This is a genomic window from Acidithiobacillus acidisediminis, assembly GCF_023277115.1.
Lineage (GTDB): Bacteria > Pseudomonadota > Gammaproteobacteria > Acidithiobacillales > Acidithiobacillaceae > Igneacidithiobacillus > Igneacidithiobacillus acidisediminis.
Window position 1 is genome coordinate 280,615 of record NZ_JALQCS010000001.1, and the last position, 14,876, is coordinate 295,490.

The 14,876-nt window shown below is 60.3% G+C and carries 15 protein-coding genes; 5 read left to right on the forward strand and 10 right to left on the reverse strand.

What is annotated here, in order from left to right:
- Positions 1 to 13: 13 nt before the first annotated feature.
- Positions 14 to 1,336 (reverse strand): homoserine dehydrogenase, encoded by a 1,323-nt coding sequence (locus M5D89_RS01470; protein ID WP_248883963.1) that lies wholly within the window; start codon positions 1,334 to 1,336, stop codon positions 14 to 16.
- The gene (gene alaC, locus M5D89_RS01475; RefSeq protein WP_248883964.1) at positions 1,333 to 2,517 is read right to left on the reverse strand and encodes an alanine transaminase; all 1,185 of its coding nucleotides are present in this window, start codon (positions 2,515 to 2,517) and stop codon (positions 1,333 to 1,335) included. The genes M5D89_RS01470 and alaC overlap by 4 nt, the downstream gene beginning before the upstream one ends.
- 87 nt (positions 2,518 to 2,604) lie before the next feature.
- Here alaC and M5D89_RS01480 point away from each other — a divergent pair, with 87 nt between their 5' ends.
- The gene (locus M5D89_RS01480) at positions 2,605 to 2,979 is read left to right on the forward strand and encodes an Mth938-like domain-containing protein (RefSeq protein WP_248883965.1); all 375 of its coding nucleotides are present in this window, start codon (positions 2,605 to 2,607) and stop codon (positions 2,977 to 2,979) included.
- 1 nt (position 2,980) lies between these two features.
- Here the strand turns inward: M5D89_RS01480 and rpoS are convergent, their stop codons facing one another.
- Genes rpoS through surE form a run of 3 tightly spaced genes read right to left on the reverse strand, consistent with a single transcriptional unit; the run spans position 2,981 to position 5,348 of the window.
- Positions 2,981 to 3,913 carry an RNA polymerase sigma factor RpoS gene (rpoS, locus tag M5D89_RS01485; RefSeq protein WP_248883966.1) on the reverse strand — a complete coding sequence of 311 codons (933 nt, stop codon included), beginning with the start codon at positions 3,911 to 3,913 and terminating at the stop codon, positions 2,981 to 2,983.
- A gap of 2 nt (positions 3,914 to 3,915) precedes the next feature.
- A complete protein-coding gene (locus M5D89_RS01490) occupies positions 3,916 to 4,614 on the reverse strand; it encodes a protein-L-isoaspartate(D-aspartate) O-methyltransferase (RefSeq protein WP_248883967.1) in 699 nt (232 codons plus the stop codon).
- The gene (gene surE / locus M5D89_RS01495) at positions 4,590 to 5,348 is read right to left on the reverse strand and encodes a 5'/3'-nucleotidase SurE (protein ID WP_248883968.1); all 759 of its coding nucleotides are present in this window, start codon (positions 5,346 to 5,348) and stop codon (positions 4,590 to 4,592) included. The genes M5D89_RS01490 and surE overlap by 25 nt, the downstream gene beginning before the upstream one ends.
- Positions 5,349 to 5,535: 187 nt before the next feature.
- On the opposite strand from surE, the gene M5D89_RS01500 reads away from it, so the two are divergent.
- Positions 5,536 to 6,789: a hypothetical protein gene (locus tag M5D89_RS01500; protein WP_248883969.1), complete on the forward strand. Its 1,254-nt coding sequence runs from the start codon at positions 5,536 to 5,538 to the stop codon at positions 6,787 to 6,789.
- 54 nt (positions 6,790 to 6,843) lie between these two features.
- Here the strand turns inward: M5D89_RS01500 and M5D89_RS01505 are convergent, their stop codons facing one another.
- Both M5D89_RS01505 and glnA read right to left on the reverse strand, forming a co-directional pair.
- A complete protein-coding gene (locus M5D89_RS01505) occupies positions 6,844 to 7,350 on the reverse strand; it encodes a DUF4124 domain-containing protein (protein ID WP_248883970.1) in 507 nt (168 codons plus the stop codon).
- 112 nt (positions 7,351 to 7,462) lie between these two features.
- The gene (glnA, locus tag M5D89_RS01510) at positions 7,463 to 8,878 is read right to left on the reverse strand and encodes a glutamate--ammonia ligase (protein ID WP_248883971.1); all 1,416 of its coding nucleotides are present in this window, start codon (positions 8,876 to 8,878) and stop codon (positions 7,463 to 7,465) included.
- Positions 8,879 to 9,030: 152 nt separating this feature from the next.
- On the opposite strand from glnA, the gene M5D89_RS01515 reads away from it, so the two are divergent.
- On the forward strand, positions 9,031 to 9,477 hold the full coding sequence (locus M5D89_RS01515) for a rhodanese-like domain-containing protein (RefSeq protein ID WP_248883972.1): 447 nt from the start codon (positions 9,031 to 9,033) through the stop codon (positions 9,475 to 9,477).
- Positions 9,478 to 9,484: 7 nt separating this feature from the next.
- Here M5D89_RS01515 and M5D89_RS01520 read toward each other — a convergent pair whose 3' ends face one another.
- A complete protein-coding gene (locus M5D89_RS01520) occupies positions 9,485 to 10,285 on the reverse strand; it encodes a DNA-formamidopyrimidine glycosylase family protein (RefSeq protein ID WP_248883973.1) in 801 nt (266 codons plus the stop codon).
- A 124-nt stretch (positions 10,286 to 10,409) separates the two neighbouring features.
- Between M5D89_RS01520 and apaG the strand changes: the two genes are divergently transcribed.
- Together apaG and M5D89_RS01530 are read left to right on the forward strand one after the other, a co-directional pair.
- Complete coding sequence (gene apaG, locus M5D89_RS01525; RefSeq protein WP_248883974.1) at positions 10,410 to 10,787, forward strand: Co2+/Mg2+ efflux protein ApaG; 378 nt, start codon at positions 10,410 to 10,412, stop codon at positions 10,785 to 10,787.
- Positions 10,784 to 11,386 carry a class I SAM-dependent methyltransferase gene (locus tag M5D89_RS01530; protein ID WP_248883975.1) on the forward strand — a complete coding sequence of 201 codons (603 nt, stop codon included), beginning with the start codon at positions 10,784 to 10,786 and terminating at the stop codon, positions 11,384 to 11,386. The genes apaG and M5D89_RS01530 overlap by 4 nt, the downstream gene beginning before the upstream one ends.
- Before the next feature lie 16 nt (positions 11,387 to 11,402).
- Here the strand turns inward: M5D89_RS01530 and typA are convergent, their stop codons facing one another.
- On the reverse strand, positions 11,403 to 13,220 hold the full coding sequence (gene typA, locus M5D89_RS01535; protein ID WP_248883976.1) for a translational GTPase TypA: 1,818 nt from the start codon (positions 13,218 to 13,220) through the stop codon (positions 11,403 to 11,405).
- A 152-nt stretch (positions 13,221 to 13,372) separates the two neighbouring features.
- Positions 13,373 to 14,662, reverse strand: coding sequence for a porin (locus tag M5D89_RS01540; RefSeq protein WP_248883977.1), 1,290 nt, complete (start codon positions 14,660 to 14,662; stop codon positions 13,373 to 13,375).
- Between the last annotated feature and the right edge of the window lie 214 nt (positions 14,663 to 14,876).

Genomic DNA, 14,876 nt, shown 5'->3' on the forward strand with positions numbered 1-14,876 from the left:
CAGACAGATGATTTCAGCCCTCCGCCAGAGCCTCGACGCGCAGGCGCAGGACGGGTGCGGTGACGACGGCCAAGGCCTCGACGCGGGTGATGGCGCGTTCCAGATCGCCCTCGCGGCACCGATGCAGGAGCAGCACGATGGGTACCGAGGCGGCTCCGGGCCGCTCCCGCTGCACCAGAGCCTCGATGGAGATCTGGTACTCGGCGAGGATGGTCGCCACCTGGGCCAGCACCCCAGCGCGATTCTCGGCCTGGATGCGCAGGTAGTAGGCACTCTCCACCGCCGCCATGGGCAGCAGGGGCAGCGGGCTCAGGGCTGCGGGCTGGAAGGCCAGATGCGGCACGCGATTGCTGGGGTCGGCGGTCATGGTGCGCGCCACGTCCACCAGGTCGGCCACCACCGCACTGGCGGTGGGGTCGCCACCTGCACCCCGACCATAATACAGGCTCTGGCCAGCGGCATCGCTGTCCGCCAGCACCGCATTGAAGGGGCCTTCGACGTGGGCGAGCAGATGATCCTGGGGAATGAGGGTAGGGTGCACCCGGAGTTCGACCCCATCCTCCCGCCGCCGGGCGATGCCCAGCAGCTTGATGCGGTAGCCCAGCTCCGCCGCATAGACGACATCCTCCCGCTGCAGGGAGCGAATGCCCTCCACATGGCAGTGGGCAAAGTCCACCGGGATGCCGAAGGCGATGGAGGCCATCAGAGTGATCTTGTGCGCCGCATCGCCGCCATCCACGTCCAGGGCCGGATCGGCCTCGGCGTAGCCCAGCTCCTGGGCCTTGCTCAGGGCTTCGGCAAAGCTCCAACCCTCGCGGAACATTTGGGTGAGGATGTAGTTGCTGGTGCCGTTGATAATCCCCGCCAACCAGTGGATGCGGTTGCCCGCCAAGCCTTCGCGGATGGCCTTGATGATGGGGATGGCGCCAGCCACCGCCGCCTCGAAGGCAACCATGACCCCCTTGGCCTGGGCGGCGGCAAAGATCTCATTGCCGTGTTCCGCCAGCAGGGCCTTGTTGGCGGTGACCACATGCTTGCCGGCATGGATGGCCGCCAGAATAAGCTCCCGCGCCAGCCCGGTGCCGCCCATGACCTCCACCAGCACATCGACATCGGCATCGCGCACCACGGCCCACGGATCTGCACTGACCCGGCCAGCAAAATCGAGCGCTTTCAATCGTTCCGGACTGCGCACTGCGGCATGTACTACGCGCAGTTCCCGCCCCACACGCCGGCTGATCTCTTCGGCATTGCGGCCCAACACCCGCACCGTACCCTGGCCCACGGTGCCCATGCCGAGGATACCGACGCGCACCGGGCTCACGTCCACACTCACGACCAGCCCTCCCGGAACATCTGCTTGATACCGCGAGTGGCTTGCCGGGTGCGATGTTCATTCTCTACCAGACCAAAACGGACATACTCGTCCCCCAGTTCGCCAAAACCGATGCCGGGGCTGACCGCCACCTTGGCGCGATCCAGCATCATCTTGGAAAACTCCAAGGAGCCCATACCGCGCAACGCCTCTGGGATCCGCGCCCAGACGAACATGGTGGCCTTGGGCACCTGGACCTCCCAACCTGCCGCCTGCAGGCCTTCGCAGAGCACGTCGCGACGCTGTTCGTACATTTTGCGGATGTCTTCGACGCAATCCTGGGGACCCTCCAGGGCCGTGATGGAGGCAACCTGGATGGGCGTAAAGGTGCCATAGTCGAGATAACTCTTGATCCGCGCCAGGGCGCCGATGAGTTTGGGGTTGCCCGCGGCAAAGCCCACCCGCCAGCCTGGCATATTGTAACTCTTGGACAGGGTAAAGAATTCGACGCCCACGTCCTTGGCCCCGGGCACCTGCAGAAAACTCGGTGCCTGATAACCGTCAAAGACGATATCGGCGTAGGCCAGATCGTGCACCACCCAGATCCGATGCTCCTTGGCGAACTCCACGATGCGGGCGAAGAAATCCAGGTCCACCACCTCCGCTGTCGGGTTGTGAGGGAAATTGATCACCAACATCTTGGGCTTGGGCCAGGCCGCCTTGACCGCCTTTTCCAGCTCGGCGAAGAAATCCAGGCCCGGCAGCATGGGCACATGGCGCACGTCGGCGCCGGCTATGACAAAGCCGTAGGGATGGATGGGATAAGTGGGACTCGGCACCAGGACCGTATCTCCCGGCCCCATGGTCGCCAGGGCCAGATGCGCCAGCCCCTCCTTGGAGCCGATGGTAACGATGGCCTCGGACTCAGGATCGATGGAGACGCCAAAGCGACGCTCATACCAGCCGGAAATGGCCTTGCGCAAGCGGGGAATGCCGCGGGAGACGCTGTAGCGGTGGGTATCCCCGCGCTGGGCGGTCTCACAGAGCTTGTCGACGATGAATTGCGGGGTCGGCTGATCCGGGTTGCCCATGCCAAAGTCAATGATGTCCTCGCCCCGCTTACGGGCCTGCAACTTGAGATCCGTGACGATGTTGAAGACATAGGGCGGGAGGCGACGAATCCGCTCGAAATCGCTATTCATGGCTATGAGAACCTTGGCCTTGAGGCTTGCACCGAAATCGAAGAACAATAGAGAGGCAAAGAGGTGCTGTCAATCGAGGAGAAGGGAATGAAATTACATCGACAAATCGGCGAACTGCGGCATGCGCTGCAATCCTACGACGCGGCCGGCTTTGTCATTGATGGCCGTCATTATAGCGGTGGTGTCCTTTTGAGTCGCACATTGCTGCATCACCCTTGGGGTCCAGCGCAGGCGGCCTTGCTGTGCGTGGAAGACTTTCAGTTGCTAGCCCCTGAGATGCCAGAAGTCCTGTTGTTGGGAACCGGCCAAAAACAACACCTCGACGTTGCACTGTTGCGCGAATTACGCCGGGCTGGCTTTGCCGTGGAGGTAATGGACAGCGCCGCAGCCTGCCGCACCTACGGTGTTTTACTGGCGGAAGATCGGCAGGTAGCCGCTGCACTGCTGCCCTTGAGCGCGTAAGTCACACAAAAAGATTGTATGGGTCGAGCCCTTCAGCCTCGATACGCCGACGCAGCAGCAGCAAACTTTCCACCTGGATCTGCCGCACCCGTTCCCGCGTCAGCCCCAAACGCCCGCCCACATCTTCCAGGGTAGCACCATCGTTGCCATCCAGGCCAAAACGCCAGAACAGGACCAGACGTTGTTTTTCTTCCAGGGCCGCAATCCAGCCATGCAGGCGCTGGGTAAGATCCAGCTCGGAGAAACGATCTTCTGGGCCAGCCACCTCGGGGGCGTGGACCACCTCCGCCAGACTACGGTCGTCATCGCGCCCAGCGCCCGAGTCCAGGCTGGTTACCCGACCATCCAGGTCCAGACACTGACGTATCTGCTCTACCGAGCGGTCAAGAGCAGTAGCCACCTCTTCCGGGCTGGGATCGCGCTGCAGCTTTTGCTCCAAACAGCGCGCCGTACGCAGGATGGAGGAAATTTCTTTCATAACATGGATGGGCAGGCGAATGGTACGAGTCTGATTCATCAGGGCGCGCTCGATATTCTGCCGGATCCACCAGGTCGCATAGGTAGAGAAGCGAAAGCCCTTTTCCGGATCGAACTTTTCGACCGCATGAATGAGTCCGAGGTTACCCTCTTCAATCAGATCCAGCAGTGGCAAACCGCGATTGATGTAGCGCCGCGCCAGGCGCACCACCAGACGCAGATTGCACTCGATCATGCGCCGCCGCGCCTTAGCATCGCCCTGCTGCACCAGCCGCCCCAGGGTGACCTCCTCTTCGGCGCTGAGCAGGGGGTTGTGACCAATTTCCTGCAGATAGCACTGGGTCGCGTCCCAGTCTGGACCATGCTCAGTGAAGACCGAATCCGTTGCGTCGTTGTTGCCGGAACTCTCTTCCTCCACTTCCAACTCCGACTCCAGATCCAGGGCTTCGCTGCTCATCGTCACACTCCTATTTGATCCTTCTGATTGACCGTCCCGGGGAGTAGAGGGACAAAGCGGCATTCCCCGAGATCTTCCTCTTCTGCGTCCTGCCCATTCCAGCGGTAACATTTCAGGCGCTGTTCCTCAGCGCGGCCAGCCTGCGGCATAAGCAGGCAGCCACCAGCAAGCAATTGATGGAACAGGGGTGGCAAGGCACAGGGTACGGCAGCGGTGAAAATAATGGCATCGAACGGGGCGTTCTCCTCCCAGCCCCGGCTGCCATCTCCCAAGCGCAGACGCAGCCTTGGAACCTCCAAGTGGCGCAAAAGTTCCTGGGTCGCCAGATACAGCCCCTCTACCCGCTCGATACTGAAGACCTCCATTCCCAGAGCGGCCAGCAACGCGGTCTGATAACCCGAGCCAGTACCGATTTCCAGCACGCGCCGCGGCGATCCCGCAGCGAGGACGGCGGAAAGCATGCGCGCAACGATGAGCGGCTGCGAAATGGTTTGCCCCCAACCAATCGGCAGGGAGACCGGTTCATAGGCACGGCTGGCAAGCGCTTCCGCCACGAAGAGATGCCGGGGCACCTGCGCCATCACCGCCAAGACCCGCTCGTCCGTGATACCGGCGCTGCGCAAGCCAGCCACCATCCGCTCGCGCGTGCGCGGTGAGATCATCCCGACTTCCGGGTTCAGGAAGCGCAGCAACGCAGCCACTGCGACAGATCTTCCATGAAGGTGTAGCGGGTCATGTCCAGGTCCAGGGGGGTAATGGAGACACAACCACGCCGTATGGCGTCGAAATCGGTGCCAGGCCCAGCATCCGCCTCCCGCCCGGACGGACCAATCCAATAAACAGGCTCTCCGCGCGGGTCGGCGGCGGGCATAAGCATTTCACTCTTGTGCCGACGCCCCAGGCGAGTCACTTCGAAACCCTGGATTTGCTGGTAAGGCAAATCCGGAACATTGACATTGAGAATGGTATCCGCGGGCAAGGGATTGTTCAGGAGACCGCGCAGGAGGTCAGCCGCAACCTGGGCAGCACTGACAAAGTGTTCGGGATCGCGGCCAGCGAGAGAAATCGCCATGGCCGGCATACCCAAATGGCGCCCTTCCATGGCGGCGGCAACCGTACCGGAATAGAGTACATCGTCGCCCATATTGGCGCCCCGATTGATCCCAGACACCACCATTTCCGGCGGCTCCGGCAGAATTCCCGTGGCCGCCAGATGCACACAGTCCGTGGGCGTTCCACCCACCAGATAATGGAAACCATTCAGGCCTTTGCGCACGCGCAACGGTCGATCGAGGGTCAGAGAATTACTGGCACCGCTGCGATCCTGTTCCGGCGCCACGACTTCGATGGTACCCAGGGGCTGTAAGGCCTCGGCCAAGGCAGCAAGACCGGGAGCCAGATAGCCATCATCATTACTGAGAAGGATTCGAGGCATAAACCATCCGTTGCTGGGTCCGACACGGCGGCACCTTACCGGAGCGTCGCTGCGCCATGATACGCTGGCGGCAGCCGGATGGTCTAGCTTTAGCCTCTTCCAATGACAGATGAGCCTGAAGGGAGAGCGTGATTCCAAGGTGACATGAGCCTGAGCGGTCTGAGTTTGGGATCATCGGAGGATGATCGTGACACTCAAGACCCAGGGACTACAGACCCTCGACCAGATCCGCGCCTTTGTGGAAGGCGCTCAAGGCCTCGATTTTGCCGCTCCAGCCCGAGAGGAGGCATATGATTGGATTACTGGCGAGTTGCGCCGCTTCCAGTACGCGCACTTGGGCAAAGTTGCCCGAGGATGGGTGCATCGCTACTTGGAGAAGGTGACGGGCTTGTCTCGCGCGCAGGTGACCCGTCTGATCTCGCAATTTCGCGCTGGCGGGCAGATCCGGGACCGGCGTGGTCTGCCCAGCAAGCCCTTTCCGCGTCGCTATACCACCGCCGACGTGCAGGCGCTGGCAGCGTTAGATGCCTTGCATGATAGCTTGTCGGGTCCGGCCACCCGCAAGCTCTGCGAGCGCGCTTATCGGGTATTCCATGACGCCCGCTATGAGCGTCTGGCGACGATTTCCAACGGCCATCTCTACAATCTCCGCCACTCTCCGGGCTATCAACGCCAGCGTGGCAGCATGGACAAGACACGACCCGTCCAGGTGGCCATCGGCCAACGGCGCAAACCCCACCCTGACGGGAGGCCCGGCTTTCTGCGCGTGGATTCTGTCCATCAGGGTGATCTGGATGGCATCAAGGGGCTGTACCATATCAACCTCGTCGACGAAGTGACACAGTTTCAGTTCGTGGGCTCCGTCGAACGCATCAGCGAGCGTTTCCTGCTGCCCGTTCTGGAGGCCCTGATCGACGCCTTTCCCTTTGTCGTACACGGCGTTCACTCCGACAATGGCTCGGAATACATCAACCAACGCGTCGCCAGATTGCTGGAGAAACTGCGCGTCGAGCAGTTCACCAAATCCCGCGCCCGGCGCAGTAACGACAATGCGTTGGTGGAGTCCAAGAACGGGTCGGTGGTCCGCAAACATTTGGGCTACGCCCACATCCCGGGGCGCTTTGCCCGACAGGTCAACGCCTTCGCTCAGGAGCTGCTCTCCCCGTACCTGAACTTCCATCGGCCGTGCTTCTTTCCGATAGAGGAGATCGACGCCAGAGGCCGACTACGGAAACGTTATCCCTACGCACAGATGATGACCCCGTACGACAAGCTCAAGTCTTTGGATCAGGCCAGCCAGTACCTCAAGCCAGGCGTCACCTTCGCAGCACTGGATGCCATCGCCTACGCCAAGAGCGATAATGACGCCGCTCTTTGCCTCCAAAAGGCGCGGGCAAAGCTCTTTCGTTCCATCAACAATGCCCAACACTCAGCCGCCTGACAGGCTCATTCCTGCCCCTCCTTCAGGCTCATCTCTGGATTGGAAAGAACTGCTTTACTGAGCGTTTGAACCGTTACTGGGCGACGCTTGCTGCAGCTGCCGTTCCAGCAACAGAACGCGCAGTTGCGCATCGTGGACCGCCTGCTTCAGGCTGTTGATCCGCTCTAAATAGCGGGCGTAGTTGCGCTCGTTGCCATAGCGCACCGCTTTCCCTTTCTCATAAGCCTGCATGGCCTGGAGAAGCTGTAAGCGGGCCGCCGCTAGTTCCGTCTGCAAGGCCTGATGCTCCTGCGTGGGACCCGTCGGGGCTTGCTTTTCCCTCATTGCAGGGGGGGTCACCGGCGCCGTCTCTGCCGGCGCAGCACTTTGCGCCGGGCTGACGGGGAGACCATCCAGCGTTTCCACATGGCGCGCGTTGGCGGGCGGGTTACTGCCGTAACTTGCGACACCATCGGGGGACACCCAGCGATAGATCGTGGCTTCAGCCTGGACCGACAGGGCCATCAGGCAAAGGGCCGCGCAAAGCCCTATGGCACCAGTCAAACACTTGGATTGCTGCATAGTCAGACTCCAGTACCCACGAGAGAAATATGGCAATTAGAGGAAAAATGCTCCTTCGGCAAGACAAAAAGCCCCGCCAAAGCGGGGCTTGTCTGCGACACAACAAGCGAGCTCAGAGACTGTAATACATCTGATATTCGATTGGGTGGGTGGTGACGCGCAGGGCCTGAACTTCGGCCCACTTCACTTCCAGGTAGCCTGCCAGCCAGTCGGGGGTGAAGACCCCGCCCTTCATCAAGAACTCATGATCGGCCTCTAGGGCACGCAGCGCCTCTTCCAAGGAAGCGGCCACGCCGGGGATCTGCTCCTGCTCTTCCGCCGGTAGGTCATAGAGGTTCTTGTCCATGGCATCGCCGGGGTGGATCTTGTTCTGGATGCCATCCAGGCCCGCCATCATCATCGCCGCAAAGGCCAGATAGGGGTTGGCGGTGGAGTCGGGGAACCGTACCTCAATGCGCCGCGCCTTGGGATTGCTCACATAGGGGATGCGGATGGAGGCAGAGCGGTTCTTGGCCGAGTAGGCGAGCAGCACCGGGGCCTCGAAGTGGGGTACCAGGCGCTTGTAGCTGTTGGTGCTGGGGTTGGTCAGGGCGTTGATGGCCTTGGCGTGCTTGATGATGCCGCCGATGTAGTACAGGGCCAGCTCGGACAAGCCACCATAGGCGTCACCGGTAAAGAGGTTCTTGCCGTCCTTGGCCAAGGACTGGTGCACGTGCATGCCGCTGCCGTTGTCACCAACAATGGGCTTGGGCATGAAGGTGGCGGTCTGCCCATAGGCGGCCGCGACGTTGTGGATCACGTACTTGAGAATCTGTACCTCATCGGCCTTGCGGGTGAGGGTGTTGAAGCTGACACCGATCTCATGCTGGCCAGCGGTGGCGACTTCGTGATGGTGCACCTCGACGGTCAGACCCATCTCTTCCAGGGCCAGGCACATGGCCGAACGCAGGTCTTGGGCGGAGTCGACAGGGGGTACGGGGAAGTAGCCGCCCTTGACGCCGGGACGATGGCCCATATTGCCGGACTCGTATTCCTTGCCCGAGTTCCAGGCGGCCTCTTCGGCATCCACCTTGTAGCCGCAGCCACTCATGTCGATGTGCCAGGTGACGGAATCGAAGACGAAGAATTCATTCTCGGGGCCAAAGTAGGCGGTATCGGCAATGCCGGTGCTCTTCAGATAGGCCTCGGCACGCTTGGCCACGGAGCGGGGGTCGCGCTCATAGCCCTGGCCGGTGGCGGGCTCGATGACGTCGCAACGGATGTTGAGGGTGACCTCGTCGGTAAAGGGGTCCAGCACCGCGCTCTCCGCCTCGGGCATGAGGATCATGTCCGACTCGTTGATGCCCTTCCAGCCGGTAATGGAGGAGCCATCGAACATCTTGCCTTCGACAAAGGTCTTCTCTTCGATGGTGTGGGACGGCACCGAGACATGCTGCTCCTTGCCCTTGGTGTCCGTAAAACGGAAATCAATAAACTTTACGTCTTTGTCTTCAATCAACTTCAACACGTCTTGCGGGCTGTAACCCATGAGCCTCTCCTCCAATGCAGCCATTGCCAAAACCCAATGCCCCAAAACAGGGCTCCCTCGTCGCAGTGTACGGCGGAATCCTTGCCGCGCCTAGGGTGCTCTTTCCCTGCAGCGGAGTGCTATGCTCAGCACAGGAGAAGGAGGGAATTACGATGTCATCAACGGAAGAAATCCTGGCCCGGGCCGCCGCTCGGGCGGTCGGCAAAAGGCATGCGGGGGATTTGACCCCGGAAGAGGCACACGCGTTGTTGCGGGAGCACCCCAAGGCCAAGCTGGTGGATGTGCGCTCCCATCCCGAGCTGGAGTTTTCCGGCTTTATTGAGGGCTGTTGCCATGTTCCTTGGCAACTCTATCCCGGCATGGTGCCCAACCCGAACTTTGACGCGCAGATTCAGGCCGTAGCGCAACCCGATGATCTATTGCTCTTGCTCTGCCGCACGGGCGGACGCTCTACGGCTGCCGCCGAGCATCTGCGTACGCTGGGCTATCAGCACGCCTACAACATCCTGGGCGGCTTTGACGGCAAGGGCGACGAGAAGGGACAACGCGGCACCGTGGAGGGCTGGAAGGCTAGTGGCCTGCCTTGGCGCCATCCCTGATCTTTCGTTAAACCTGGCAGGCGGGACAGAACAGCGCTGATTTCCCGCCGATCGAAAGCGGCTCCAGGGCGCCACCGCAGGAAGGACAGTGCCCATCCTCGCGGTGGCGGGTGAGAAAGCCCTTGGGCAGCAACGGGGTCTTAGCCTGAGAACGCAGCACCCGCTGCAGAACCATTGGGATCTGTTCCAGAAGCCGTTCACGTTCTTCATCGCTCAGACTCGGCACCAGACGGTCGGGACGCAGACGGGCCTGGAACAGGATCTCATCGGCCCAGATGGGACCGATACCGGGTACAAAACTGTCATCCAGCAGTACATTGCGCAGGGCGCTGCGGCGGCGACTCAGGGCTTCCCGCAAGTGACCAAGTCCCTCGGCTGGGACCAGCAGAGGATCAGGCCCCAACTTGGTCAGAAAATCCACATCACTGGTTTCATCCAAAAGCCGCAGGCGACTCCCGAGTTGGGCTCCCTGGAGACGCAGGCGCAGCTGCGCATTGATGGCAAGCTCCAGGCCAGCGCGATTCTCGCCACCCGCCTCGGGGGAGGTGCCGCGCTCCAACTCCATCGTCAGCTCGCCACCCAGTTGCAAGGCGAGGATCTCCCGGCGATCCAACTCACAGAAGATCTGCGTGCCATAGCGGTGGATATCGGAGATTTCCTTGCCCTGCAGCGCATCTTCAGCGAGCCCGCCAGCTTCCGCGAGCAACTCACCCTTGGCATTCTGCAGGCGTAGCGATCCCAATTTCTTGCGCAACACGTTGCGCTGCATTTTCTGTTTGAACAGCTCAATTTCGGGCAATTCTGCCATTTTCTCTACTCTCTTCTCATCATTTCGGGCCTAGTCTACCGCGCCCGTCCGCCATGCGGAAACTTGGCAGCCTTCAGGCAGGGGAATAGACTGAAAATCCTGATCACGCTAGGAGTCAAACTGTATGAGCGTACCGACCGAGATCCAGATTCAGGTCGAAACCCGCTACATTCCTGAACAATCCAGTCCGGAGCAGGACCACTACGTCTTTGCCTATCAGATTCGCATCGAGAATCATGGCCCGCAGCGGGCGCAACTCCGCAATCGCCATTGGATCATCACCGATGCCGAAGGGCGGATTCAAGAGGTACGCGGCCCCGGGGTCGTCGGTGAGCAACCCACTCTCGCGCCCGGTGAGCGCTTTCAGTACACCAGCGGCACGGTCCTTCCTACGCCCGTCGGCAGTATGCACGGTAGCTATGAGTGGGTGAGCGAAAACGGCGAAGACTTCGAAACCCCCATTCCGCCTTTCCGTCTCGCCGTGGCTACTGTTTTCCATTGAGCTACCGCAGCCTGCAGCGCGCCTACCAGATTTGGGCACCGATCTATGATCGGGCCGTTGTCGGCTTCTCGGCAGCCCCACGAGCCGCCAATATTGCCCAGATTCCTGCCGCAGCGCGGAAGATTTTGATCATTGGCGCCGGCACCGGCCTGGATTTCCCCTATCTACCTACAGACACTATGAATGTGGCCCTGGACTTCAGTGCCGCCATGCTCTCCCGCGCCGTTCCCCGCGCGGCAGGGCAGGTCCAACTGGTACAAGCCGATGCCGAACACCTCCCCTTTCTGGATGGAGGCTTCGACGTTATTCTGATGCATTTGATTCTGGCGGTGGTTCCCCATCCGTCCCGCGCCCTGGCCGAAGCGAGCCGGGTCTTGCGCCCAGGCGGCACCTTGCTGATCTTTGACAAGTTTCTTCGGCCTGGTCAGCGCGCACCGCTGCGCCGCCTGCTCGCCCCCCTCTCCGCCAGCCTGGCGACCCGCACCGATGTGGTCTTTGAGGATTTGCTGACCCAACGCCCGGAACTAGACCTGGTGGAAGACCAACCAGCCGCACTGGGCGGCTGGTTCCGTCGGCTACGTCTGGAGAAACGCGTCTGAGCTGAAGCGGGTGGCCTCAGCCGCCGCTGCGCGCTGCCTTCTTCCGCTCATTCTCCGTGAGGAAGCGCTTGCGAATGCGGATCGACTGGGGCGTCGCCTCCACCAATTCGTCATCGGCAATAAACTCCACCGCCGCCTCCAGCGTCATTTTAATGGGCGGGGTGAGCATGATGTTTTCGTCGGACCCCGACGCGCGCATGTTGGTGAGTTTCTTTTCCTTCAGCGGATTGACCACCAGGTCGTTGTCGCGGCTGTGGATGCCAATGACCATGCCTTCATAGACCTTGTCGCCAGGACTGACAAACATGCGCCCGCGGTCCTGCAGATTGAAGAGCGCGAAGCCCACGGCCTCACCCTCTTCGGCCGAGATCAACACCCCATTGTTGCGCGCCGGGATAGCACCCTTGACAGGTCCATAGCCATCAAAAATATGGCTGATGACGCCGGTGCCGGAGGTGGCAGTCAAAAACTCTGTATGAAAACCAATCAGGCCACGGGCGGGAATTTTATATTCCAGGCGCACCCGGCCCCGCCCATCGGGCTGCATATCCTGCAAATCGCCACGTCGGATACCCAGCCGTTCCATGATGGTACCCTGATGAGTCTCTTCCACATCCACCGTCAGGGCTTCGTAGGGCTCTTCCCATACCCCATCCACCTGCCGCTGAATCACGCGTGGACGGGAGACCGCCAGTTCATAACCTTCGCGGCGCATGTTTTCGATGAGTACCGTCAGATGCAATTCCCCGCGACCCGATACCATGAAGACATCGGCGTTGTCCGTATCTTCGACGCGCAATGCCACGTTGGTGAGCAATTCTTTATAGAGACGATCGCGCAGTTGGCGGCTGGTCACGAACTTTCCCTCGCGCCCAGCAAAGGGGCTGGTATTCACCTGGAAGGTCATGTTCAGGGTCGGTTCATCGATGGGCTTCCAGGGCAGGGCCTCGGGGGCCTCGGGGGCGGCAATGGTGGCGCCGATGGAGGGTTCCTCCATGCCGGTCACGGCAATGATGTCGCCGACGCTGGCCTCTTCCCAGGGCACCCGCTTGAGGCCGTCAAAGCCCAACACCTGCAGGATGCGCGCCTTGACCGGCTTGGCTTCCTGCCCCTGCAGCATGACCACGTCCTGGCCCGGGCGAATCCTGCCACGCCGCACCCGACCGATGGCGATCCGCCCCACATAGCTGGAGTAATCCAGGTCGGCAATCTGCATCTGCAGTGGCGCCTCGGGGTCGCCCTCAGGGGCTGCCACCTTGTCCAGAATCAACTCAAAGAGGGGACGCATGTCCCCTTCGCGCACACTGGGATCTTCGCCTGCGTAGCCTTGCAGGCCCGAGGCATAGATCACCGGAAAGTCCAGCTGCTCTTCCGTAGCGCCCAACTTGTCAAAAAGATCCAGGGTGGCGCTGATCACATAGTCGGGCCGCGCTCCAGGACGGTCGATCTTGTTGATCACCACAATGGGGTGCAAACCCAGCTCCAGGGCCTTGCGGGTGACGAAACGGGTCTGGGGCATGGGCCCTTCCACCGCATCGACCAAGAGCAGCACGCCATCCACCATGCCCAACACCCGCTCCACCTCGGCTCCAAAGTCGGCGTGGCCAGGGGTATCGACAATGTTGATGTGGGTCTCGCCCCACTGCACCGCTGTATTCTTGGCCATGATAGTGATGCCACGCTCTTTTTCCAGGGCGTTGCTGTCCATCACCCGCTCCTCCACCTGCTGGTGGGCCGCAAAGGCGCCGGACTGCTTGAGCAATTGATCCACCAGGGTGGTCTTACCGTGATCGACGTGGGCGATGATGGCGATGTTACGAAGTTGACGTGACACAAAATTCCCCAAAAAAACCAGAAGAGAGCCGACTACCGAGGCAGCGGGCTCTCTTATAGCGACAAGACTCCCAAAAAGCAAACCGCCCCGCCACAAAGAACCCGTGACGGGGCGAAAAGTGGGGCAAGCGCCCCGCGGCACACTAAGCGAACTTAGAAGCCAGCCTGGAACTGCAAAGCCAGGGTGTTGTAGATGTAGCCGTTGGTCGGAATAGTCCCATAGTCCCCCGCTTTGTAGGCTGTACGGAATGCCGCACCTTGGGTCGGGATGACATAGTTGAGCTGCACCCGCGCCGCATAGGGATTGTTCGGATTGAACGAATAGTTCACACCGATCGTGGTGTTATTCAAATACATCTTGCTGCCGTTGTAATTCCAATCAAAGCGCTCGAAACGCACCGCTGGCTCGATATCCAACCAGTCGGGCGTCAAGGTCATCTGATGGAGATTGGCCGCCAGAGCAACATACCAATCATTGGCATTCAAGCCACCGATACCCTGATAGCTGGTGACATGGCTGTATTCCGCCATGTATTTCAAGCCCATCAGACCGCCATCTGCGCCCACGTTCCAAGAAGTAATGGAATTAGCAAACCCAGGGCCGGCGAGAAGAGTATCTGCGCGAGCACCAGACAGCTCGACGTTCAACAGTGGGTTGAGCTTATAGCCCACCATGCCCGCAAAGAGATACTTACCGGTGCCATTAGACAACACTCCGCCGACGGTATTCTGACCACTACTAGCATCGGCTGGGAGGCTCGGAGCACCAAATACCTTTGAATTAGTACTGACTGGATGAATGTTCGGGCCGCCGAAAGGAACGCCAACGTTCGCATATCCGGTGGGATTTCCGTTACCAAACAGGGTGAAGGCATTGTTCCCATCCAGAGAGTGGTTATCAAAAATGCCCAAGCTGTAGTAGATACCGGTATTCAGCACATCACTACTGTGGAACATCGCGCCAGCGCTACGATCCGCGCCCAAGGATTGGTTCATAGAACGCTGAATGAACCACAAATCGTTACCGCTGTATTGCGTGCGCTCCAGCCCAACCGGCACACGGAACTTACCGACCTTGAGCTGCACTTCGGGAATAAAGCCGAAATTGATCCAGGCATCCTGCACCCCTGACTCCCCGTTTACGCCAGGGAACAGCGCGCTTGCACCAGCCAAGGAACCACCACTCATCCAGGCACCATCCCACTTGTACTGGAAGTTGTAGGTTACGCCGGGGGTGGCTTCACCCTTGACACCCAAACGGATCCGGTGGGCACCAAAAATCAGGCCCTCGGGGCCACCCGTTCCAAACTGCTGGCTGCCGGTGATCTGGGCATAGCCGTACAGGACAGGACCGTTATCCTTGGCCGAACTATCTGCCGCAAAGGCAGCACCGGGCACGAGCACAGCAGCTGCAACTGCAAAAGCTACAAGATTCTTCTTCATGACAAAGCTCCTCCTCATGAGCCGTTGTTAAAGTACAACGAGAGATTTATAGCACCGCCTTTGCGCCTTTGCAACACCCTGCCAAGAACTTTTTGCAACGACCAGCCAGGTAGTTTCGACGTCGCTGTTCTTAGCAAGCCTTTACGAGCCTTTGCACGAACGGCCTCACGGTTTGACATCCAAACGCTTGCACCGTATGGGCTGGCACATTTGA

What these genes read in the sequence shown, in the direction of transcription:
- alaC (WP_248883964.1), bottom strand. Translation starts at nt 2,517, where the DNA reads ATGAATAGCGATTTCGAGCGGATTCGTCGCCTCCCGCCCTATGTCTTC.
- M5D89_RS01480 (WP_248883965.1), top strand. Translation starts at nt 2,605, where the DNA reads ATGAAATTACATCGACAAATCGGCGAACTGCGGCATGCGCTGCAATCC.
- rpoS (WP_248883966.1), bottom strand. Translation starts at nt 3,913, where the DNA reads ATGAGCAGCGAAGCCCTGGATCTGGAGTCGGAGTTGGAAGTGGAGGAA.
- surE (WP_248883968.1), bottom strand. Translation starts at nt 5,348, where the DNA reads ATGCCTCGAATCCTTCTCAGTAATGATGATGGCTATCTGGCTCCCGGT.
- M5D89_RS01505 (WP_248883970.1), bottom strand. Translation starts at nt 7,350, where the DNA reads ATGCAGCAATCCAAGTGTTTGACTGGTGCCATAGGGCTTTGCGCGGCC.
- glnA (WP_248883971.1), bottom strand. Translation starts at nt 8,878, where the DNA reads ATGGGTTACAGCCCGCAAGACGTGTTGAAGTTGATTGAAGACAAAGAC.
- M5D89_RS01515 (WP_248883972.1), top strand. Translation starts at nt 9,031, where the DNA reads ATGTCATCAACGGAAGAAATCCTGGCCCGGGCCGCCGCTCGGGCGGTC.
- M5D89_RS01520 (WP_248883973.1), bottom strand. Translation starts at nt 10,285, where the DNA reads ATGGCAGAATTGCCCGAAATTGAGCTGTTCAAACAGAAAATGCAGCGC.
- apaG (WP_248883974.1), top strand. Translation starts at nt 10,410, where the DNA reads ATGAGCGTACCGACCGAGATCCAGATTCAGGTCGAAACCCGCTACATT.
- M5D89_RS01540 (WP_248883977.1), bottom strand. Translation starts at nt 14,662, where the DNA reads ATGAAGAAGAATCTTGTAGCTTTTGCAGTTGCAGCTGCTGTGCTCGTG.